The 21,190-nt window shown below is 41.7% G+C and carries 22 protein-coding genes; 1 reads left to right on the top strand and 21 read right to left on the bottom strand.

Annotated features, from left to right (window positions below; all coding sequences use genetic code 11):
* Window positions 1–79: 79 nt before the first annotated feature.
* The 19 genes from BK582_RS21170 to BK582_RS21255 all read right to left on the bottom strand — a co-directional run bounded on the left by BK582_RS21170 (window position 80) and on the right by BK582_RS21255 (window position 18,551).
* On the bottom strand, window positions 80–676 hold the full coding sequence (locus tag BK582_RS21170) for a lysophospholipid acyltransferase family protein (protein ID WP_244895452.1): 597 nt from the start codon (window positions 674–676) through the stop codon (window positions 80–82).
* The gene (cmk, locus tag BK582_RS21175) at window positions 673–1,356 is read right to left on the bottom strand and encodes a (d)CMP kinase (protein ID WP_078596938.1); all 684 of its coding nucleotides are present in this window, start codon (window positions 1,354–1,356) and stop codon (window positions 673–675) included. The genes BK582_RS21170 and cmk overlap by 4 nt, the downstream gene beginning before the upstream one ends.
* 85 nt (window positions 1,357–1,441) lie before the next feature.
* A complete protein-coding gene (locus tag BK582_RS21180) occupies window positions 1,442–2,125 on the bottom strand; it encodes a flagellar brake protein (RefSeq protein WP_078596939.1) in 684 nt (227 codons plus the stop codon).
* Window positions 2,126–2,296: 171 nt separating this feature from the next.
* Window positions 2,297–3,649 carry a germination protein YpeB gene (gene ypeB / locus BK582_RS21185; protein WP_078596940.1) on the bottom strand — a complete coding sequence of 451 codons (1,353 nt, stop codon included), beginning with the start codon at window positions 3,647–3,649 and terminating at the stop codon, window positions 2,297–2,299.
* A gap of 16 nt (window positions 3,650–3,665) precedes the next feature.
* A complete protein-coding gene (gene sleB / locus BK582_RS21190) occupies window positions 3,666–4,718 on the bottom strand; it encodes a spore cortex-lytic enzyme (RefSeq protein WP_078596941.1) in 1,053 nt (350 codons plus the stop codon).
* A 186-nt stretch (window positions 4,719–4,904) separates the two neighbouring features.
* Complete coding sequence (locus tag BK582_RS27305; protein WP_167553236.1) at window positions 4,905–5,072, bottom strand: hypothetical protein; 168 nt, start codon at window positions 5,070–5,072, stop codon at window positions 4,905–4,907.
* A gap of 78 nt (window positions 5,073–5,150) precedes the next feature.
* Window positions 5,151–5,822 (bottom strand): glutamic-type intramembrane protease PrsW, encoded by a 672-nt coding sequence (gene prsW / locus BK582_RS21195; protein ID WP_078598210.1) that lies wholly within the window; start codon window positions 5,820–5,822, stop codon window positions 5,151–5,153.
* A 40-nt stretch (window positions 5,823–5,862) separates the two neighbouring features.
* Entirely contained in the window at window positions 5,863–6,828 is a 966-nt protein-coding gene (locus BK582_RS21200; protein WP_078596942.1) for an asparaginase, read from the bottom strand.
* 188 nt (window positions 6,829–7,016) lie between these two features.
* On the bottom strand, window positions 7,017–8,006 hold the full coding sequence (locus tag BK582_RS21205; protein ID WP_078598212.1) for a YpdA family putative bacillithiol disulfide reductase: 990 nt from the start codon (window positions 8,004–8,006) through the stop codon (window positions 7,017–7,019).
* 360 nt (window positions 8,007–8,366) lie between these two features.
* Window positions 8,367–9,662 (bottom strand): Glu/Leu/Phe/Val family dehydrogenase, encoded by a 1,296-nt coding sequence (locus BK582_RS21210; RefSeq protein ID WP_078596943.1) that lies wholly within the window; start codon window positions 9,660–9,662, stop codon window positions 8,367–8,369.
* A gap of 529 nt (window positions 9,663–10,191) precedes the next feature.
* Window positions 10,192–10,776, bottom strand: coding sequence for a genetic competence negative regulator (locus BK582_RS21215; protein ID WP_078596944.1), 585 nt, complete (start codon window positions 10,774–10,776; stop codon window positions 10,192–10,194).
* 195 nt (window positions 10,777–10,971) lie between these two features.
* Window positions 10,972–11,727, bottom strand: coding sequence for a metallophosphoesterase (locus BK582_RS21220; protein WP_078596945.1), 756 nt, complete (start codon window positions 11,725–11,727; stop codon window positions 10,972–10,974).
* Window positions 11,724–12,098 (bottom strand): hypothetical protein, encoded by a 375-nt coding sequence (locus BK582_RS21225; RefSeq protein ID WP_078596946.1) that lies wholly within the window; start codon window positions 12,096–12,098, stop codon window positions 11,724–11,726. Before BK582_RS21225 ends, BK582_RS21220 begins: the two co-directional genes overlap by 4 nt.
* 124 nt (window positions 12,099–12,222) lie before the next feature.
* Complete coding sequence (locus BK582_RS21230) at window positions 12,223–13,905, bottom strand: formate--tetrahydrofolate ligase (RefSeq protein WP_078596947.1); 1,683 nt, start codon at window positions 13,903–13,905, stop codon at window positions 12,223–12,225.
* 514 nt (window positions 13,906–14,419) lie between these two features.
* Window positions 14,420–14,860 carry a DUF2663 family protein gene (locus BK582_RS21235; RefSeq protein WP_078596948.1) on the bottom strand — a complete coding sequence of 147 codons (441 nt, stop codon included), beginning with the start codon at window positions 14,858–14,860 and terminating at the stop codon, window positions 14,420–14,422.
* Between the two features lie 91 nt (window positions 14,861–14,951).
* Complete coding sequence (locus tag BK582_RS21240) at window positions 14,952–15,263, bottom strand: hypothetical protein (protein ID WP_078596949.1); 312 nt, start codon at window positions 15,261–15,263, stop codon at window positions 14,952–14,954.
* 93 nt (window positions 15,264–15,356) lie between these two features.
* A complete protein-coding gene (locus tag BK582_RS21245; RefSeq protein ID WP_078596950.1) occupies window positions 15,357–15,950 on the bottom strand; it encodes a CPBP family intramembrane glutamic endopeptidase in 594 nt (197 codons plus the stop codon).
* A complete protein-coding gene (locus BK582_RS21250) occupies window positions 15,947–17,491 on the bottom strand; it encodes a RecQ family ATP-dependent DNA helicase (protein WP_078596951.1) in 1,545 nt (514 codons plus the stop codon). Before BK582_RS21250 ends, BK582_RS21245 begins: the two co-directional genes overlap by 4 nt.
* Window position 17,492: 1 nt before the next feature.
* Window positions 17,493–18,551 (bottom strand): YpbB family protein, encoded by a 1,059-nt coding sequence (locus BK582_RS21255; RefSeq protein WP_169911187.1) that lies wholly within the window; start codon window positions 18,549–18,551, stop codon window positions 17,493–17,495.
* A 344-nt stretch (window positions 18,552–18,895) separates the two neighbouring features.
* Between BK582_RS21255 and BK582_RS21260 the strand changes: the two genes are divergently transcribed.
* Window positions 18,896–19,144: a 4Fe-4S domain-containing protein gene (locus BK582_RS21260; RefSeq protein WP_078596953.1), complete on the top strand. Its 249-nt coding sequence runs from the start codon at window positions 18,896–18,898 to the stop codon at window positions 19,142–19,144.
* 94 nt (window positions 19,145–19,238) lie between these two features.
* Here the strand turns inward: BK582_RS21260 and BK582_RS21265 are convergent, their stop codons facing one another.
* A complete protein-coding gene (locus BK582_RS21265; protein ID WP_078596954.1) occupies window positions 19,239–19,889 on the bottom strand; it encodes a Crp/Fnr family transcriptional regulator in 651 nt (216 codons plus the stop codon).
* A 244-nt stretch (window positions 19,890–20,133) separates the two neighbouring features.
* The gene (locus BK582_RS21270) at window positions 20,134–21,069 is read right to left on the bottom strand and encodes an acetamidase/formamidase family protein (RefSeq protein WP_078596955.1); all 936 of its coding nucleotides are present in this window, start codon (window positions 21,067–21,069) and stop codon (window positions 20,134–20,136) included.
* Window positions 21,070–21,190 lie beyond the last annotated feature (121 nt).

Raw genomic sequence — 21,190 nt, forward strand, 5'->3', positions numbered from 1 at the left:
CTAAATCCCGAGTGACGGGCGACTTGGAACTTATTTTATGATAATCCCTACACCAATAGGGAAAATAACCAAATTAAAATCAGCCTCTTAACTCATATTCTTTAAGGAGTTTACGAATTCCTTCCATTATCTCCTCTGTCGCTTCTTCTGCGGAAGCCCGGTTTTCTCTGAGAGTTGCCATATCAACAGGGGGCCCGTAGACTACCAGAAGCTTGGAAAACAATTTATAGCTGCCTATCACGGCACACGGGACAACGTTCGAGTCAGAACGAAGGGCAAAAAAACCAACTCCGGCCAGGCCTTTTCCAAGATCACCGGTTTTACTTCTCGTTCCTTCAGGAAACACTCCGATCATCTCTCCTTCTTTCAGGAGTTTGAGACCTGTCCTTAATGCCTGGCGGTCACTCATTCCTCTTCTGATCGGAAATGCTCCGAGTTTTGGAAGAAGGGATTTTAAGACCGGCTGTGAGAAAAGTTCTGCTTTCGCCATAAATCGTGTCTTTCTCTTCAGAAAGCAGCCGACTAATGGAGGATCGAGTATATGTATATGATTGCTGCATAAGAGGACACCGCCATCGACTGGTATATTTTCTCTGCCGACGATCTTTACACGGTAAAAGATACGGAAGAAAACCCGGCACAAAAACTGGCCAAAACTGTATATACTGTTTTTCACCTGATCATTCCCTTTCTTTCGTCTGCGAGAGAGAGAATGGCCTTCACAACATCATCAATGCTCATCTTTGTAGAATCGATTTCCACAGCATCCTCTGCTTTTCTGAGCGGAGCGGTTTCCCTCTCGGAATCTATTTTATCTCTGTTGCGAATTTCTTCTTTCAGTACCTCAAGATCAGATGGCATCCCCTTTGATAGCTGCTCTTCATGGCGCCTTTTTGCCCGTTCATCGACGGAAGCGGTCAGAAACACTTTTAACTCAGCATCGGGCAGGACAGCTGTGCCAATATCACGCCCATCCATTACCGTGCCCCCTTGTTTTGCGAGCATTTGCTGCCTTTTTACCATCTCTTCCCTTACTTCCGGATGCCTGGCGACGTATGACACTTTACTCGTGACATCAATGAGGCGAATCTCTTCTCCAACATCATCATTGTTAACGGTTACGGTCTGCTGGCCGTTATATTTTACAAGTTCGATTTCTGTTTTATTTAGCAGCTTTAACAGTTCACTGCCGTTCTGAATATCTGACTGCTGCTTTAATGCTGCATATGTCAGAGCCCGGTACATTGCTCCTGTATCTATATATATAAATCCAAGCTGTTCCGCCACCATTCTGGCGACTGTGCTTTTACCGGCTCCGGCAGGACCGTCAATGGCAATATTCATCTGTTTTTTCATGGTGAAACCCCTCTTAACTTATCATATTGACTGCATCTTTATTTATCTTATCATACTTTTATTCCTGCGGTCTAATAATCACAGCCTACCTTTTGACTATATTTCCTTCCTGCCGTTCCTTCTCACGGTTTCTAATTGCAAGCTGCTTTTCAAAACAATAGCGGATAACTTTCTGCCTTTCAGTTTCTTTAATTAACATAAACTGAAGGGAAGCTCTCTGCCGGTCTCTGTACTCGTGTATTCTTACCACACGGGATTTTGTTTCAACATACAGACTTTCCCCGGAATTAAAATGGAGAGCTATCCATACCCTGATCGCTTTCCCTTTTTTCAGTTGATGGCTGTCCGGCAGAATGACAGACATCCCTCCTCCACTAAGATCTGCCGTCACTGAAGTGAACGGCTCGAATTCATGATCCAGTGGGTGAATGGCAACATCTGCAGCTGCATTGATCCGTACATACTGTCTCCTTTGAATTCTTTTATATTGCTTTTTCCCGGGATCGCTGAGAACTAACATTGGCCTTGGAAGTTCAGCGGCTCCTGCAACCTGAGATCTGAACAAGTATATAGCATCGTCATTACCGAGAAACCATACCCGAAACTCCGTGCCCCGGTGAAAATTCACTTGTTTACTAAACCCTTCCTCCACAGGAAAATCAATGTACAGCAAATCGCTGGCATAATCCAGCAGCTTGCTCCTGTATCTCTTTTTACTTCCGTCTGGTTGTGTCGTTTCTAAAAAAATAGTGCATCCTGCCTTAATCAAAGGACTCTTCCTTCCCTGTTAATTTTCCACTCCTAGATTATTCGACTCTGGAAAAGAAAATCCTTCAATTATTTTCAAATGGATATGATGTAAGGAAAAACAGAATATTTTTGTTAAAAATAAAGCTGCCAGCCCGGAGAGTGTTTCTCCGGCTGGCAGCTCTTCTGAATATTATTGATTCTGTCGGAGCACAGGTTCTGCATTTGCTAATTTTTCTACCTGCTCTTCTTTACCATTTTCAGCATTGATAAAAATTCTGTACGTATCATTATTTATCACACCAAAAAATTCATAGCAAAGTACTTCCTCTTCTAATTGGTTCTCAATAACCGCGAGATGGTATTCCATTACATCCAGGTTAGGGTTCAGCCGTTCTTCGGCTTCCTCTTTTGATAACTTCGGTTCTTCCACATCTCTGTCCCTGTGATGTTCAAGGTAAGCAAAGGCTTCAAATCCAATAACGTCCCCTTCATCAAGAGCAACTTCAACCGAGATTGAATCAGAATATATTCTCACATTGCCGAGTACTTCAGCAAACTTAAATACTCCGATGTTATCGTACTGTCTGCTGTCAGTTAACTGCATATTTTCATAGCCATTTCGCTCCAGGAACTTTTTCGCTTTTTCGGATGCTTCATTCAGGCTGATTTTCTGCTCGTCAATATCTCTTTCATTGAGCATCCAAACTGGTTCTCCGCCCTTTCTGGTCATATCCATAACAATATTCGTACCATGCTTTTGATCCGGAATAGTTATTGTGTAAGCTTTATATTCCAGCCCTTCTCCACTTTCACTAATCTCTGTCCCGCCGGAAGATTCTATACCCATAAATTTATGTGCCTTCTTAATTGCTTCTCTTTCTGAAACATTTTTACCTTTTAAATTTTCAGCAATTGCTTTATCATCTGCGCCGATTTCGGAAGAACCTGCTCCAAAGTCCACTTCTGAGAATCCGCCGACAGTTTCATCCAGCATTTCAAAACCGTTAATCACTGAATTATTATATGGTTCCTGCTGGGAAGCAAGCTCAAGTTCAACATCTGTCCATTTGAGATTATCCCGAAGGACCATGGACTGCACCTTTCTGATTTCACCCTGTACTTCTCCTGCCTGTTCATAAAGTTTTTGCAGGTTTTTGTATTCATCATCTGTTAAGGGGTCCTGATCCAGGTCTCTTATAGCGTTTTTATAAGAATACTGACCGATTTTGTATAATAATTCTTCCGTCTTACTAAAAGGCATCATACCAAGGGGAAGCTGCCCCAAATCTGTTTGCGCCTGGGCTGTAAGCCTCCACACTTCAGCAAGAGACGGGGAGAGACGTTCTTTAGAGTTCATGGCGAGTGTTGCTCCAAGTTCATCATGGAGCATATCTACATGGTAAGATAACTCATGAAATGCCCTTTGGTAATTATTCTCATTTTGCAGCAAAATAGCATTTTTCTCTTCCTGCTGTCCCCAGCCCCAAAATCCAGTGCCAATCAAAGCGATAGCTAATACTCCTATTAATACAGACCGAACCATAATTCCGCCTCCCTTCTTATTCGCAAAAAATGTGTTTGCCAATCTTCTTAATCTGCGGCCTCGTCCAAATCCATCCTGATGTTGCAGTATCAGGATTAAAATAATATAAAGCATTGCCAGATGGATCCTGGCCATTTATAGCATCAAGCACTGCTTTCCGGGCTGTTTCATCCGGCTCCATGTAAATCTGGCCATCTGCAACTGCAGTAAAGGCCCTTGGTTCAAAAATTACTCCTGAAGCTGTGTTAGGAAAAGTTGGGCTTGCTATTCTGTTTAATATGACAGCAGCAACAGCAACCTGCCCCACATAAGGTTCTCCCCTGGCCTCTCCGTAAACTGCCTGGGCCATTATCCTTATATCATTGTCAGTAAAGCCTTCAGGAACATTTATAGCACTTTCAATATCTGCTGCGTTATCCTGGGGGACTGGTTCTTCTTCTGCAGGAGCCGGAGTCTCTTCTTCCTGAGGAGCGGCAGGTGCAGGCTGTTCCTGCTCCTGGGCTGGCGCAGGCTGCTCCGCGCCTCCCCCCTGGCCTTCCTGAGGAGCAGGTGCTTCCTGCTGTCCGCCCTGCTGCTCAGGTTCAGCAGGAGGCTGCTGTCTCCCTCCGCCTTGTGGCTGCCTTTGCCCTCCTTGCTGAGGAGAATCCCCGCTGCCTTTTGGACCTTTTTGTATTTTTTTGTCCATCCCTCCGTAATAAGTAAACTTCCTGCCCTCCCGGAGCATGCGATGAACATATTCTTTGTCATATTGTGTTGATCTTTCAAGCATGTCCTTTGTTTTTTCACCTGCAAGCCCGGTAACTTCCATTCCAAACTCATGCTGGAAATTGCGTGTTGCCCAGTAGGTGCTCCATCCAAAAACACCATCAATATCTCCATTATAAAATCCAATGTACTGAAGGCGTGCCTGGAGCTCGACTACATCGTCCCCGGTAGCTCCCTTCTGGATAACCTGGTCACTGAATGCGTCTGCAGGCTGGGGAGCCGCCAGCAGCATTCCGTAAATAAACAGTGATACAACAAGACATATATGATGCTTTTTAAACTTTAAAAAACGTTGACTGCCCATATGAAATCCTCCTCAGTTTATTGCTCATTGCATAGCGGTTCATTATGGGTAGTTTTATCTAACGACCTCTTTTTATACAAAAAAACCAATTTAAAGAAAAACCTATTTTGCCGGATTGAATGTCCCCTTCCCTAAGACCATTGAAAAAGGACACATCCATTGGATGCATCCTTCAATTTAGATTTTCTATTCCGGAGATACATCGACCTCGAGCCGTGATTCATTTCCGCAAACACATTTCCTGAACCCCGTATCATATCCTCCTTCATTATTAGGCCTGCCTCGAAGGATATATTTTTCTCCACATTCCGGGCATCTGATCGTTATTTTATAACGTGGCTTAACTTCAGCCAACAAAATCACTCCTTTTTCCAAGTAAATTCAGCTTACCTGCAATGTATACAGGTTTGGCTGTCTCTTTAAGCTGCCGCCTTATCCCGCAGCACTCTTTCTGCTGAAAAGCTCCTGATTCTTGTTTGCCTTTTTTATCTTTCTTAAACTCAGAAGCCATAAGAAAATCATAAAAGGTATTAAATATAATACCCATTTATCCTGGGTCAGTAAAATAAAATTATAAAAACCATGCAAAAGGAATGGTAACAGAAAAGAATATGAAAGGAACAGTATCTTTTTCTTTTTGTAGAACTTCGCTTTACCAAGATAGTAACCCATTATGACGCCAAACAAAGCATGGCTGCTCACTGGAAAAACTGCTCTTAAAAAGGCTGTTTCCATCCCGTTTGCAAGGAGGTAGATAATATTTTCCGCAGAAGCAAACCCTAGAGCTACCGCTGTCGCATAAACAATTCCGTCATAGCGCTGGTTAAAATGCATGTGATGAAATACAGCAGCGACTACAACGAACCATTTAAGGAACTCTTCTATAAGAGCTGTCTTCAGAAAGGCCTGAACATAAACAGAGTCCGCCAGACCTTCTTCGACGATTGCAAACTGTATAAATAATATAGGAAATACAAGTAACCCGCCAAATAGAAAGCATCTTACCACCATGTGAACAGGTTCCTGCTCATATTCATCTTTTAAATAAAAATAACACAGAAGTGCTATTGCAGGGGCGATCCCTGCGGTAACCAGAGAAAGCATCCTCTTCATCGCCTTTCCGGCAGTTTTTTCCTCAAAACCGTTACTGAGTAAAGCCTTCTTTAATATTTTCCCCTGCACGAAGTAAGGTTATCAGCTTTATTCTGGCTTTTTTGCTGTCATAGTCTTTACCGAGAATCACACCCGCTTTGTACAAATCGTAGGCACTTCCTGAATACTCGTATGCAGTATATACCTCACCCTCTTCAGCTGCTGTCGTAACAACAATATGAATACCTTCAGCAATTGCCTCTTTAACAGCTTCCATCATATCAGGAGAAATCTGCCCACGACCTACTCCTTCAAGTATTATCCCGTCCACTTTACTGTCAATGCATGCCCGTATAAATTTATCATCTGCCCCGAGATAACATTTAATAATCTCTACAACCGGGACTTTACTATCTTTAGGCACCACTTTATCCTGCCTTAAAGGTTTTTGATACAAAAACAACTGATCATTATCAATTATACCTAAATAACCGTATCCGAATGAATTAAATCCCTGTATATTGGAAGCATGTTCCTTCTTAACGTATTTAGCAGCGAAAACTCTCTCATTGAATACCACAACAGTTCCTGTATCTCTTAACTGAGTATCAGAAGCAGAATAAATCGCATGGCGGAGATTAATAAAAGCATCACTCCCAAGCTCAACAGGGGATCTTTGTGAACCAGTGACAACAACCGGGCGAGGATCATCAATAGTCAGATCCAGATAGTACGCCGATTCTTCCAGCGTATCTGTTCCATGGGTCACCACTACTCCATCTGCTTCGTTGTTCTTAAATAAATGGATTATTTTTTTACGGATATTATCAAGATCTGAAAAACTAATATGCATACTTGGCTTCTGCAGCATAGAATAAATAGTTATATCAATATCTTCAGGGAGATTCAGAATAGTACTTAGTTCCTCTCCGGAAATAACACCTGAACTGAGCCTTCCTTCTTCATTATGTTTACTTGCAATCGTACCACCTGTTGTTATTACAGCAACTCTCTTCATAACTTTCCTCCCCATGCAGACTTATTAAATTTATCCCGATGAAATCGTCCGTAAAACCCCCACCTCAAAACATGAGTTAACCAGTGATGTTTAGGTGGGAGATAACGGACGCTAACATCCCGATTAGTTCAACTGACAATCAGTGGGGGATGAACAAAATCCCCACTGATTGAAGGTTCACTTTATGATTATCTGCTTCGTTCTTTGTCTGTAATTGCCACCGCTATTCTACCGCCGTGGAATCTGCCATTTTCAATAAAAATTTCATTTGCATTGTTTCCGGCTGCTATAACTCCAGCAATAAATATATTTTCCACATTCGTTTCCATGGTCTCTTCATTAAAAACAGGTCTTCCTGTTTCCGTTTCAACTTCAACACCCATTTCCTTTAAAAAAGAATGGTCAGGGTGATACCCTGTCATAGCAAAAACAAAATCAGCCCTGTCTTCCATTTTCTGATTATCTTTCCTGTATATAATACTGTTTTCCGTAATTCCCTCAATCTCAGTGTTAAAGTGCATGCTGATCCGGCCATTTCTGACAAGGCCATCAAATTCAGGGAGAATCCACGGCTTGATACTTTTTGAATATTCAGCCCCACGGTAATATACAGTTACTTTTGCGCCGGCTTTTTCAAGCTCAAGCGCTGCATCAACAGCGGAGTTTTTTCCGCCGATCACCGCCGTATGCTGGCCATAGAAAGGGTGTGCCTCTTTAAAATAGTGGAAAACATGAGGCTGATCCTCTCCTTCAATATTCATATAATTTGGGGAATCATAATAACCGGTGGCAATAATTAAATATTTAGTACTGTACTCTTTTTCCGAACCATTTAACAGCTTTGTCAGCACAGTGAAGTTCCGTTCCGCGTTTTTTGTAACCTTTACAACTTTTTCATAGGCGTTTATCTTCAGGTCTTTTTCCTCAGCCACCTGCCGGTAATAAACGAGTGCTTCGTTTCTTTTGGGCTTCCTTTCAATACTGTAAAAAGGGATATTGCCTATAGCCAGCTTCTCACTGCTGCTGAAGAACTGCTGATGAGTAGGATAGTTATAAATAGCATTAACTATATTGCCTTTTTCGATAATAAGCGGGCTCATTCCTTTATTCTGAAGAGCAATCGCCGCTGCAAGGCCACAAGGGCCGGCACCAATTATAATCGCATCTTCCTGCTTCATTTTTAACACCTCGATTGATTTACCTGTCATATATGATATTTATCCCGATGTAACCGTCCGTAAAACTCCCGCCTCAAAACAGGAGTGGAAGCGAAGATATTCTTTATGCGTGAGATAACGGACGCTAACATCCCGATTGGTTCAACTAACAATCAATGGGGGGATGAATCCCCCCACTGATTGAAGGTTCACTATATTATTAGCTTTCGTTAAAGTAAACTTGCAGCTCTTCCGGGATTGTCTCCACAACGAGAAAACGGGAGTAAAACTTGTGAAAACAGTAGTCACAAAAGAAACCCTTTCAGCTTAAGCGAAAGGGAATCTCTGATTCTTTTATTCTATTGTAACGCCATGTGAAAATTAAATCCAGCCTCGGAATCTGCTCGCTTCAGCCATTTTTCTCACACCAACCATATAGGCTGCAAGCCTCATGTCCACTCCTCTGGTAGAAGAGACACGATAAACATTATCAAAGGACGAGACAAGGATTTTTTCCAGTCTTTCTGCCACTTCTTCTTCTGACCAGTAGAATCCCTGATTGTTCTGTACCCATTCGAAGTAAGACACTGTTACTCCTCCTGCACTTGCAAGGACATCGGGTACGAGAAGGACTCCCCGGTCACTGAGTATCTCTGTAGCTTCGATAGTAGTTGGGCCGTTTGCAGCCTCAACAATAATTTCAGCTTTAATTTTATGGGCGTTTTCCTTTGTAATCTGGTTTTCGATTGCTGCAGGTACGAGAACGTCACACTCAAGTTCCAGCAATTCGTCATTTGAAATCGTATCTTTAAAAAGTTTAGTTACTGTGCCAAAACTGTCACGGCGATCAAGAAGATAATCGATGTCCAGTCCGTCCGGGTCGTGAAGACCTCCGTATACATCGGAAATACCGACAACTTTTGCGCCTGCATCATGCATAAATTTTGCCAGGAAGCTGCCTGCGTTTCCGAATCCCTGTATAACAATCCGGGCTCCCTCAAGGTTAATTCCCTTTTTCTTCACAGCTTCACGGATACAAATTGTAACACCTTTGGCAGTTGCAGATTCTCTGCCATGTGAACCTCCAAGGACAATTGGCTTTCCTGTAATAAAGCCAGGCGAGTCAAATTCTTTCATTCTGCTGTATTCATCCATCATCCAGGCCATTATCTGGGAATTTGTAAACACATCTGGTGCCGGAATATCTTTAGTAGGTCCCACAATCTGGCTTATTGCACGGACATAGCCGCGGCTGAGGCGCTCCAGCTCAGGAAAGGACATTTCCCGCGGATCGCAAACGATCCCGCCTTTTCCTCCTCCATAAGGAAGATCCACAATACCGGCCTTCAGACTCATCCAGATTGACAGCGCTTTCACTTCTTTTTCCGTAACGTTCGGGTGGAAACGGACGCCTCCCTTTGTTGGGCCAACTGCATCGTTATGCTGAGCTCGGTATCCTGTAAACACCTTGATCGACCCGTCGTCCATTCTAACAGGAATACGGACGGTCATCATTCTCAGCGGTTCTTTCATCAGCTCAAATACTTCCTGGGGATATCCAAGCTTGTCAAGAGCCCGCTTTATGACTGTACGTGTCGACACAAGTACGTCCTGGCTACCTTGATCACCTTTTACATTTTCGGCCTTTCCATTTTCCAACTTCTCGTTTCCTTCCATCACTTTCACCTCTGCGTCGTGTCCATATTAAAAAACAGATGACTAGCACCTTCTAACTATTACTATAAAGAATATAATATTATATTTCCACTATTCTATCGTTTTTTTAAACTTCTTTTCCTCTTCGTGCATATTTGAATCAATTTTATAATTCAAGGTTTTCATCATTTATACGAAATGATTCTTAAAATGTTACTTTGTGGTTCGATTTACGCTACAGACGGACGCGTTCTGCGGGCACGGCTTCAACTAATTTTTGACGGCTGAACGCCGGCAAAAATGGATTTTCAGCTCGCGCTGTTCCCGCAAGAGTCGCCGTCTTTCGCTGCAATCGAAAAGTAATGTTCGTCTTTTTTTTATGCAAAGCCTATATATGAAATTGATTCATTTACAAAAAAAAAAACAATATTACACTCTGTATTTTTTAAAAAAATCTGCTTCCTTTACAAGAAGAAAGAACAGGCAGGAATTTATTTTTTATTCTTGTCTATGTGATAAACACAAAAAAACTCCGTTTCGAAGGGAGTTTTTATTTAAAGTGCTCATTCAGCACCTTTAATGCTTTTTCTTTTATAATTTCTTTCCCGTATTCTTCAAGACGGAAGGCAGTAATTGTCGAGGTTTCGCCAAATTCAGCAAGCAAAGCTATTAAATTATCCGGGTGGATTATTTCCGTGTTTTCATCCATCAGCAGGTAATAAGAGCCGTCCATGGAGTACAGCTTCCCGGATTCCACTCCGATTCTCGCACATTCTGCTGCCAGCTGGATTACCTGCTCTATATCATCAAACCGGTAAATTAAATGTTCTTTTATATCAAGAGTGATCTGCAGTTCAATAAATGAATCATCAAAAGCGTCTTCCTCTTCTTCATCTTCGGTGATAGTAACAATAACCACCATGCCTTGGGATGGCAAGGCAAACACTTCCACAATAACCGGACCGTCAGTATGGAAACCGAGTTCAATGCTGGCCTCTGTTATCATGTCGCGAAATAAATCATGTACTTTGGGAATATCCATCCATATTTCTTCTTTTGATATCCCTCTCTCCCGGAGATCATCAAAGGTTAAAAATATTTTTATTTTATCAGATGCTAACCGCTCCAGGCGCATGGTCGGTCCTCCTCAATGATGTCAGATTGGGAATGTAAACATTTCTTACTGTTAACGTATGTACAGAGCATGTTTTTGGTTCGACCGAATACCCAATCATGCAGATGCATCTCTATTTTAATTATTTCATGCAGTTATGTATTCAGAAAGGAAACGGCTTGTCCGTTAAACGATAAAAAAACGAAAAAAGCCCGCTTAGCTTTTTCCTCTCAGTCTGAATAAATGAAACTGAGGTTTTGCCCCCAGTCTTAAATGTATACCAGTTGTGCCAAATCCGTTGCTTATAAACAGAGGGTTTCCACCCCGTACTTTCCAGCCGCCTTTTTCAGCTATCCCAAATGGTCCAAGGCGTATCTGTCCACCGTGTGTATGCCCGGCAAGGACTGCAGCTACTTCACTTCTTCCCCAGGTCAGAACAGCTGCATCCGGATTATGCGTAAGAAAAATAACCGGCCCTTTCGATGAGTTCAATGCTTTTCCTGCACATGTGCGCCCTGTACTCAGGTCCTCCACTCCCGCAATACTCCAGTATTCCTCTTGATCTTCAAATATATGCGCATCATTTTCAATCAATATAACTCCATAGTCCAGCAGCAGCTTCCTTAATTTATCTTCTCCGAATTCATAATCATTATTTCCCCATACAAAAAAGACCTGCCCTAAAGAAGTAAGGATCGTTAAATTATTCTTAATGTTTTCTTCCGGAACTCCCTTTTCTGCAATATCTCCGCCGATAAAAACATAATCCACTGGAGAAAATGAATCGAACATTTTTTTATCAAGTTTCCGGAAATGGATATCTGTTATAAAGAGAACCTTTTTTTCTTGTATTTTTACAGGGAGGTTAATTTGTTCTTCTGTCACTTCATAGCTCCTTGCCAGATGGTACATATAAAACAGAACGAAAAAGGGGAAGCATAAAATGGCTCCTGCAATCAGAAAATAATTCACTGTTTTTCTCTCCTCTTGTATCTGGCCAGGCGTTTATTGTAGGCAGCAGCCTCTATTATAGCATAGAGAACAGCTAAGGACAGAACGAGAAGGGCAGCATGCCTGTATAGAAAAAGCATGGATAATAAAGCCATTAAATATAACCACTTCTCAAGAAAAATTTTAGAGGGAAGAAGGAAATAAAACAGTATTCTCCCCAGACAGAGAAATCCTGCAGTAAAAGAAATGGTAGCCAGAAACCAGGTAAACGGCTCAAAAACAATTGATGCCAGAAAGGCTTCCCCTCCAACCTCCATGAAAGTATTATAATGGCCGGAAAACACTGCAAGACCGATCAATCCACCTGCCAGAATAAGAAATCTTTGTTTCATTTTGCCGCCCCCCGTTATTATACTCATTTATCAGAATATGCAGGAGGGGGGCAGGATTTGCAGCGATAATAGAGCAAAAAAAACAGAAGCTGCTGCTCCTGTTTTTATATGAGATTATTATTTTCTAGAATAAACCAACTGCTTTTCCGTTTTCGTCAACATCCATTTTCATGGCTGCAGGTTCTTTTGGTAGTCCGGGCATTGTCATAACATTTCCTGTAAGTGCAACGATAAAGCCTGCACCTACAGAAGGCTTCAGTTCTCTGACCGTTATTGTAAAATCTTCAGGACGTCCAAGCTTTGTCGGATCATCGGATAGTGAATACTGAGTTTTGGCCATACAGACAGGAAGATTTCCCCAGCCATTTTTCTCATAAGTCACAATCTGTTTCAATGCCTGTGCTGAAAACACCACATCTTTTGCGCCGTACACCTTCGTGGCTATGGACTCCACCTTCTCTTTGATAGAGGTGTCTAAGTCATAAAGATGCTGGAAGTTGTTATCCGATTTTTCAATCTCAGCAGTTACTCTTTCCGCAAGCTCTTTACCGCCTTCCCCGCCTTTTGCCCAGATGTCTGCAAGCTCTACATTGATTCCCTGCTCATCGCACCAGTTTCTGAGAACAGAAATTTCTTCTTCTGTGTCATGGATGAATTTATTTATAGCCACTACGTGCGGGAGTCCAAACTGGCGAATGGTTTCCACATGCTTTTCAAGATTTGTAAGCCCTGCTTTTAGTGCTTCCACATTTTCTTCCTTAAGCTGCTCTTTCGGAACGCCCCCGTGCATCTTAAGCGCTCTTATCGTTGCTACAATTACAACGAGGTCAGGGTCAATATCTCCTGCTCTTGTTTTTATGTCGAGGAATTTCTCAGCTCCTAAGTCTGCCCCGAAACCAGCCTCTGTAACCACATAATCACCAAGCTTTGATGCCATTTTAGTTGCGATTACACTGTTGCAGCCATGGGCAATGTTTGCGAATGGTCCCCCATGTATCAGTGCTGGTGTATTTTCAAGTGTCTGCACGAGATTCGGTTTAATTGCTTCCTTAAGCAACAGAGTTAATGCTCCCTCTGCGCCAAGATCCTTCACAGTAACCGGTTCTTCCTGAGGAGTATAGCCTACTACAATTTTAGCCAGGCGCTCTTTCAGGTCTTTCAGATTCTTAGACAGACAAAGGATTGCCATAATTTCTGAAGCAACAGTAATATCAAAACCATCCTGCCTTGGCATTCCCTGCAGAGGTCCCCCGAGACCGACCACAACATTTCTTAAGGCACGGTCATTCATATCCAATACCCGCTTCCATGTTATCCGGCGAACATCTATATTCAGCTCATTTCCACGGTGGATATGATTATCAAGCATTGCAGAAAGAGCATTATGGGCTGTTGTAATAGCGTGAATGTCACCAGTGAAATGCAGATTAATGTCCTCCATAGGGACAACCTGAGAGTATCCCCCTCCTGCAGCTCCTCCTTTTATCCCCATTGTCGGGCCTAAAGATGGTTCCCGCAGTGCAATAATCGCTTTTTTACCGATTTTATTCAGCGCCTGACCAAGACCTACTGTAACTGTAGATTTCCCTTCTCCCGCAGGAGTGGGGTTAATCGCGGTAACAAGAATGACTTTCCCGTTCTGCTTACTTTCCAGCCTGTCCATTATTGATAATGAGAGCTTTGCTTTGTAATGCCCGTACGGCTCCCATTCATCCTCTGATAATTCCAGTTCCTTTACCAGGTCTTTAATGGGAACCATATTCGCTTCCTGGGCAATTTCGATATCTGATTTTACATTCTGACTCATTCGCTTCAGCTCCTTATTTAATTTCTATGAATCTTTCTTTACAGCCCCATACCACTATTTTTTCAAAAAGGTAAAAAGCCCGTCTTTTCAGTATTAAAATTCTTATGTATTATCCTCAGCTGAATTATCCGGGACCTCTCATACCTTATCTGCAGTATATCAGGTTTTATGAGGAGTGTATAAAATATTCCGACAGGCTCTATTATATATTCATCAGTAAGCGCTTTCAAGCTTATTAATCACACCTCTCTATGTGAAGAAAACTTTCCAATTGACGTGCAGCTTTAGTATGAAGCTTTAGTAGATGAACATTGACTAAAGGATCGGACAGTATAAAATAACTTCACAAAAGCAGATCTGGGACTATGTAACGTGTAGACAACAAAGGGGAGGGGATCCGCAAATCGTCACATTCATTCGCTATTAACCTGGAATTTAATGTGATCAAGACACGATAACAAACAGAACGCCTGGAAAATAAAATCCAGGCGTTATTGCCAGCTATTTATAATGTTTACTTATGAAATAAATTAATATCATATTTATCGTTCAGTTCATGGTATTCCCTTAACCTGTTCCGGGATCCGCTTGGCGAGTGCCATATATCATCCGCCCGGTCAATGACATCCTCTTTCAATTCCTCAAAGTCCTTTTCCTTTTTGTCAAAGTATCTGGCTTTATTATTAAAGTTATAAAAGCATAAGAAAAGGGCTGCAATCCAAATCAACAGCAAACCGTCGTCAAGAAGGAAGGTTAAATATGAACTGCCTGGTCCCGCCTGGCTTAAACGAAGAAAAATATAAATGGCACCCAGGGTTAAAACGATGAAAAAAATAATCGCTGCTCTGTACATCTGCTTTTCAGCCTTTTTTTCTTTCTTTTTGGCCTGAATTAATGTATCAATAATAAACAGATGGTATTCCTTATTGTTATCTTCTGATACATCCTGTCCCATAATTCGCACCCTCCTGCATAGATAATCATGTTAATTAAGTCTATGCGGGAGACTGGACAGGTTTACCTTTATTTTTATATCAGCTTACTTTTTACAGGATTTCTATCCAGAGTGGATATGTAATCGTTGCGCCGACTATTAAAAAGAAAAGGATAAAAAGTATCCGCACGAGAGGAAACCGCGTGCTTTCTTTTTTTGCAGCAAAGTTTGCTTTTTTTCGGTTGCTTTCTGTTTCTCTTTGTTTTCTCCGGCGGTGGACTCTGCTTCTCGGAGGCAGTTCAAGCAGATTGCCCTCGTCCTCTTCCTTGTATTTTCTGTTCGGAAGGTCGGAGTTTTTCTCAGCTGTTTCATTATTCTCTTCTTCTGGTCCGGCATTCTGTGAATAAGGAGAGTGTTCGGCCATTTCCCCACCTCTTAAAGTAGATTTATATGCTTATTTTAACATAAGCCTGTTAAAGTTTGACATAGCCTGATAAAAATAAGTGAATTGCTGAATTTACACTGCCGTTTTTCTTATTTTATCTAAGAGTCCGTATCTGATACACCCTCCCAGCAACATATCAATGACCATATGGCATAATATTACCGTCAGAAGATTGCCGGTCACCAGAAACAAATATCCGAGAAAAAAACTCATTCCTACAGTAAATGAAAACAAGAAGAAATTATCGAGATACCGGAAATGAATGAGTGCAAAAATTAATGAAGCAGGAATAAAACCTATGCTTGTCTGAAGGACACCACGAAAAAGTAGTTCTTCAGAAAAACCAATGACAAAAGAGAGAAAAACAATGTGATATGGCGACCGGTTTTTAAACATTCTCTCATTTATTCCTCCGTCATCAAACCAGCTTTTGGGGAGATACCTTACAGCAGCAAGTTCTATAAGGACTATAAACAGACCAGCACCGGCGCCAATTAACAGATGATTTAGATTCCAGGAAATCAGAGTAAACGGGTAAAACCAGCTTTCAAAGATAAACCTGCTGAGAATAAGAGCAGCCAGAAGCATAATGAACTGGGTGATATACAGATTCAGCACCAGCTCTCTGTCTGAGAGGTGTTTGATTATTTCTGACTGTTTTGTCACCTAATCGTCCTCCGTTTAGGCCCTATCAGCATTTGGGCAAGCTCTTCTTTCCAGCCGTTTTGTTCAATTGGCAGCCGTCTGTTTTCTTGCATGTTTTTGTTCCCTGAAAAAACATCGTTAATGGACAGACCGCAAGCAGAGCAGCATTTTTCAATCCCTGCTTCTTTTTCTTCGTCAAAGTATCTTAATATGCCCGCGCGAATGCATGTCTTTCCCTGAACAAGGCTTTCCATGTCCTCAAATTTCCTTTCCTTTTCCAGCTTTCTGTAAGAAAACTGTCTGTTTAATTTATTAAACAGCTGTTCACTAATACCCCTCTCATTTATAACCGGGCCGGATATTATATTTTCTTTCTCAAGATAAAACTTCAGCATTTTCCACTGTGGTTCCTCAGCTTGCAGAATCTTACTCATTTCTCCGTCTCCAGGAAGGGACACATTGTTTTGCCCGAGCTGCTTGAGTGTTCTTAGCCATACCTTCAGTTCTTGTTCCTCAGGAAACTCCAGATCAATAAAAGACAATGGAATATATTTGTCTTCGTCTGTATAAATAATTACAGCAGCACTTTCAGCTTCGTCTCTTCCAGCCCGGCCGGCCTCCTGTACAAACTGCTCTGCGGACGGGGGAAGATGCATATGAATAACCGTACGAATATCCGGCTTATTGATTCCCATCCCAAAAGCACTTGTTGCACAAATAATATCAAGCTCGTTATTTAAAAACTGATGCTGGACCAGCAGCCTGTCCTCCTTTGACATACCTCCATGATAATAAGCAGTTAATCCGGCATTCAATGATTCAATATACCGGGACAGACTTATTGTATCGCTTCTTGTAGGAGCATAAATGATGGCTGGCTTTTCCAGCGTTTTCAGACAGTTTTTGAGATACTCCAGTTTTAGCTGTTTTGTTTCTGCTTTATGGACAAAAAATTTAATATGCTCCCTGTTTACTGAATATCGGTGTATAACTGGGTCGTCCATTTCAAGCTGGCCTATAATATCTTTTTCTACCTTATTAGTTGCTGTTGCTGTTAACGCAAGGCATGATGGGTTTCCGAGAAATTTTATCACTTCCTTCAGCCTTAGATAATCTGTTCTGAATTCATGTCCCCACTGTGAAATGCAGTGCGCCTCATCTACAACAAATAAGCCGTTTTTTATTGAGGCCAATCTTTGCAGTAACTTTCTGTTGGCAAGCATTTCCGGAGATAAAAACAGCATTGTATCTGCATTGATTTCATTCAGGACATGCTTCCTTTCTTCAAATGTGAGCATTCCGTTCAGCTGAAGCACATTCTTATCCCCTTTTGCCCGGAGCTGATGAACCTGGTCTTCCATTAAGGACAATAGCGGTGAAACAACGATTGTCATTCCGTCAATCAGTCTGGAAGGGAAATGATAGCATAATGTTTTTCCGGCTCCTGTTGGAAGCACCGCCAGTACATTTCTTTTTTCAAGTACTGACTGGATAATTTCCTTCTGTCCAGTGCGAAATTCAGTATGGCCGAATTTCTCCTGCAGTATTTGCTCAAGATTCATATTATCTCTCCCTCTGCCTTGCCAGTGCCAGCCTGATCTGAAAATAAGAGTATTTCCCACCCAGTTTGTCCTTTATTTGCTTAAGCCGCTTTGAACCAGTCTCTTCAGCAGCCCGCAAAATAACTGATGCCTCTTCTTCATTTATTAAATGATTACTAATATTTTCCTTATCATAAATCGCAATTTCAATAATATGGTCTTCAATTGTACTCCGCTTCAGACCTCTTATCCCCATTATTTCTTCCAGTGTTTTCCCTTTTTTAAGAAGCTTATTTGTTTCTTCTGCCGAAGCAGTTAATATCTGCTTCCCTTTTTTTATCTCTGCAAAAGTATGAAGGAACGGATACTTGCCCGGGTTTTCCCCTGTATTCTTTATCAGCAGATGAAGGACGGACTGGAAAAAAAGTTTAGTATACAACGGATCACCTGCATACATATAAGATAACTGATCAAATGTCCTGCCTGTATGGCCCGGGGCAGTCAGTCTGGAAACAAACAGTTCAGCCTCTCTCTCAGGCAGCTGGTGTAAAAACTCGACCAGTTCATTGTATAACTGTTCACTTGCCGTTGCAGCTGGCTGTTGCAGCTCCCTGATTCTCTGTTTAACCCACCTTTGAGTATCCAGTCTGTAACTTACAGGTATAAACTGTTTTTCGTTTACAGCAAATGAAGCGAGTGTCTGGAAAAATAAAGAAAATCGTTCCCAGTACACAGGAGCCAGGCCAGACCATTCGTATTTACCACCATTAAAATAAGCCGGGAGCTTATATTTCTTATCAAGTGTTTGCAGGACTTCTTTGCCCTTGCTTGTAAGCAAATAATAATTCCCTTCTGATTCAGACAAAAAACCTTTTTTGAGCATAAGAGAAACTGAATCTTCAAATCTTTCTCTGCTGAGGTTTTTAACTGAACCTGCTATTTTATAACAGTCGAATAAACGGGCATCCTGTATAGTCTGAGCAGAGCGTTTGCCTGTCAGCAAGTGGTATACTCCTCCGGAGGTGCGCTGTCCGTTCACTCTGTTTATTAAAGTTAAAATAATCCATTCTAAACAGCTCATTTTTTTACCCCTTCGAACCATTTATTTTATTATAAGTGACTGGCTGCAGACCAAGCTACTAAAGTACTTCTGCAGTGGTATCTATCGGTTACTTGTCCTGTGAATACCATTCTCTGCCAAAGTGGACCAGTGTTATTATGAAGACTTAGGATTTGTGCGGCCAGCGGCGGGAAACTGTGCAGTCTAATTTTATATTGAAATGTAAGTTTATAACCTTTACAATAAAATATGAAAGAACTTTCTTCACAAAAGAAGGAATATCTTTTCCCCTTTTAGAATAAACAGAGAGAACAAAGGGACTATTAATTTATATTCTATTTTTAATTTATGGGAGGTTTTTTGTTATGGCAAAGTACACAATCGTAGACAAAGACACATGTATTGCTTGTGGCGCATGTGGAGCTGCAGCACCAGATATTTATGATTACGATGATGATGGGATCGCATTTGTGATTCTTGATGACAATGAGGGAAACACTGAGGTTCCGGAAGAGCTTTACGAAGATTTGGAAGACGCTCACGAAGGTTGCCCGACAGACTCCATTAAAGTCGCTGACGAGCCATTCGAAGGAGACGCTTTAAAGTTTGAATAAAACACATAAACAATGACCACCGGTTAGTTATCGGTGGTCTTCCCTTTTTAATCGTCTAAAGCTGCCAGTTAAGTTTTTTACACTCTTAAACAGCTTATCCAAGACTCTCGAAATCCTCCTTCAGAATAACTCTGTCTTTTTTTACCTCAACCAGGTCTTGCTTCTCCCATTTTTTCAGCTGTCTGCTGACAGTTTCTCTTGTAGAACCTATTATATTTCCCATTTCCTGATGTGTTAGTCGGATAACATCCCCCTGGGTATCCTGCAAATGAGCCAGGGCTCCTTTAAGCCGTGATTCTACATTTAAGGACAGGATTTCGTTCAGCTTTTTCTGCAGGTAAAAAATCTTTTTATTCATTACCTGGATGATTCTTATCGCAATTTCAGGGTTACTCTCAATTAATTTCTCAAAAGAGTCAACAGGAATAGCCAGCACGGTCACATTCTTCTTTGCTGTCGCAGTTCCAGGATACACAGAAGAGCCAAAAAAACCTGAGTGAGGGAAAATTTCTCCCTCACCAAGAACATTTATCAAGCTTTCCTCCCCTGTTTCTGTGAGCTTACTTATAAGGATTGTCCCTTCCCCCAGTACATAAATGTGGGTCTTCGGCTCCCCTTCCCAAAAGAGGACTTCTTTATCTTTAAGCTGCCTTATTCTGCTCATTGTCAGAACCGGCTCCAGCTCATCATTTGTAAGCCCTTCAAAAAAAGGCATTTCTTTCAGATGGTTCTTCCAGTCTTTCATTTGGACCCCCCCAGTATGCTGAGTAACGAGACCTACATAGTCCGTTTACAAAATTAGATCATTCGATTTCCCCTCTTCTTGAGTTTACCGGTATTTGTCAATAGCTGCAATACTATTTAGTTTTCTTTACGGCAAAAAAGAAGAGGCTGGAATTCACTAAAGAAAAAACGAATGAGGGGCAGAACAAATAAATAGGTACTCTGCAGAAATATACGTTCGTGTTCCGCTGGCATGGATGGCTATGTTATTTAAAAATATTCAGCGGCAGGCAGGCGGAAACTAAATAGTTCGGTACATCTACGACTTCACTGATCTTTAAATCCACAGCCACACTGCAAAGAGCATATGCTTCCTGATCACTGAGCCCATATTGAGAGATTAGATGCTCAATCATGTAGCTTATGGACTTTTTGGTAGCTTCCATCAGATCGGGACTGAAACCTGTAGTGACATAATAGCCTTTCTCTCCGTTCCCCTGAGCGAGAGGGCCTGGCGTAACAAATTGGGGTTCCTTTATCTGTTTCCCTTTATGAACTTTAAACTTCAGCTGAATGTCCATCGGGGCTTCAATAGCTGTTCCGCACACTTCTCCATCCCCCTGGGCCGCATGAGTATCTCCGACAGAAAAAAGAGCCCCCTCTACCCATACTGGCAAGTATAGTTTAGTTCCTTTCGTCAAATGCCTTATATCCATATTTCCTCCATTCTGGCGAGGTGGCACTACACTATGTTCACCAGGTTCCTGCAGAGCAGTACCAATCGTTCCAGGAAAGGGATTCACAGGTATTTCAATTCCAGGCAGGAACTCAGCGTGAGTATTTTTCTTTAAGTCCCATATTTTAAGAAATGGTTCGGAAAATTCCTCACTCAGCAGACCGAACCCGGGAATAATTGCTGTCCACCCCCAGCTTTGAGGACCAAATCCTTCAATTTCCACTTCCAGGGTGTCCCCCTGTTTTGCTCCTTCAATGTATACAGGCCCAGTCACGGGATTCACTTTGCTGAAATCCAGGTTCTTTACATCTGATACATCAGATGAAGGAGACAGCTGCCCCCCTGACGAGTCTATTACCTCAAAGTACACGCTTTTCCCGGGAGTTACTGAGAGTGCTGGTTCAAGGCTGTTATCCCATACATTATGATGGCAATGGCTGTGTATCGTGTGATTTGGTTTTTTCATGTGTAGCCCTCCTATTTTTTATTGGTTCAATTATAATTTTCACAGCATAATTATTCAATTAAGAAAAAAATAAATTTTCCGATAACGTTACCGTGTGAAAGTTCTGTCTTCATGGTATGAT

It is taken from the genome of Evansella clarkii, from assembly GCF_002019695.1.
Taxonomy (GTDB): Bacteria; Bacillota; Bacilli; order Bacillales; family Salisediminibacteriaceae; genus Evansella; species Evansella clarkii.

Excerpts from the sequence above, each read along its gene's own strand:
- cmk (WP_078596938.1), bottom strand. The coding sequence starts at position 1,356 with ATGAAAAAACAGATGAATATTGCCATTGACGGTCCTGCCGGAGCCGGT.
- ypeB (WP_078596940.1), bottom strand. The coding sequence starts at position 3,649 with ATGGTTCGGTCTGTATTAATAGGAGTATTAGCTATCGCTTTGATTGGC.
- sleB (WP_078596941.1), bottom strand. The coding sequence starts at position 4,718 with ATGGGCAGTCAACGTTTTTTAAAGTTTAAAAAGCATCATATATGTCTT.
- prsW (WP_078598210.1), bottom strand. The coding sequence starts at position 5,822 with ATGCTTTCTCTGGTTACCGCAGGGATCGCCCCTGCAATAGCACTTCTG.
- BK582_RS21200 (WP_078596942.1), bottom strand. The coding sequence starts at position 6,828 with ATGAAGAGAGTTGCTGTAATAACAACAGGTGGTACGATTGCAAGTAAA.
- BK582_RS21205 (WP_078598212.1), bottom strand. The coding sequence starts at position 8,006 with ATGAAGCAGGAAGATGCGATTATAATTGGTGCCGGCCCTTGTGGCCTT.
- BK582_RS21210 (WP_078596943.1), bottom strand. The coding sequence starts at position 9,662 with ATGGAAGGAAACGAGAAGTTGGAAAATGGAAAGGCCGAAAATGTAAAA.
- BK582_RS21215 (WP_078596944.1), bottom strand. The coding sequence starts at position 10,776 with ATGCGCCTGGAGCGGTTAGCATCTGATAAAATAAAAATATTTTTAACC.
- BK582_RS21225 (WP_078596946.1), bottom strand. The coding sequence starts at position 12,098 with ATGAAACAAAGATTTCTTATTCTGGCAGGTGGATTGATCGGTCTTGCA.
- BK582_RS21230 (WP_078596947.1), bottom strand. The coding sequence starts at position 13,905 with ATGAGTCAGAATGTAAAATCAGATATCGAAATTGCCCAGGAAGCGAAT.
- BK582_RS21235 (WP_078596948.1), bottom strand. The coding sequence starts at position 14,860 with ATGGGACAGGATGTATCAGAAGATAACAATAAGGAATACCATCTGTTT.
- BK582_RS21240 (WP_078596949.1), bottom strand. The coding sequence starts at position 15,263 with ATGGCCGAACACTCTCCTTATTCACAGAATGCCGGACCAGAAGAAGAG.
- BK582_RS21250 (WP_078596951.1), bottom strand. The coding sequence starts at position 17,491 with ATGAATCTTGAGCAAATACTGCAGGAGAAATTCGGCCATACTGAATTT.
- BK582_RS21255 (WP_169911187.1), bottom strand. The coding sequence starts at position 18,551 with ATGAGCTGTTTAGAATGGATTATTTTAACTTTAATAAACAGAGTGAAC.
- BK582_RS21260 (WP_078596953.1), top strand. The coding sequence starts at position 18,896 with ATGGCAAAGTACACAATCGTAGACAAAGACACATGTATTGCTTGTGGC.
- BK582_RS21265 (WP_078596954.1), bottom strand. The coding sequence starts at position 19,889 with ATGAAAGACTGGAAGAACCATCTGAAAGAAATGCCTTTTTTTGAAGGG.
- BK582_RS21270 (WP_078596955.1), bottom strand. The coding sequence starts at position 21,069 with ATGAAAAAACCAAATCACACGATACACAGCCATTGCCATCATAATGTA.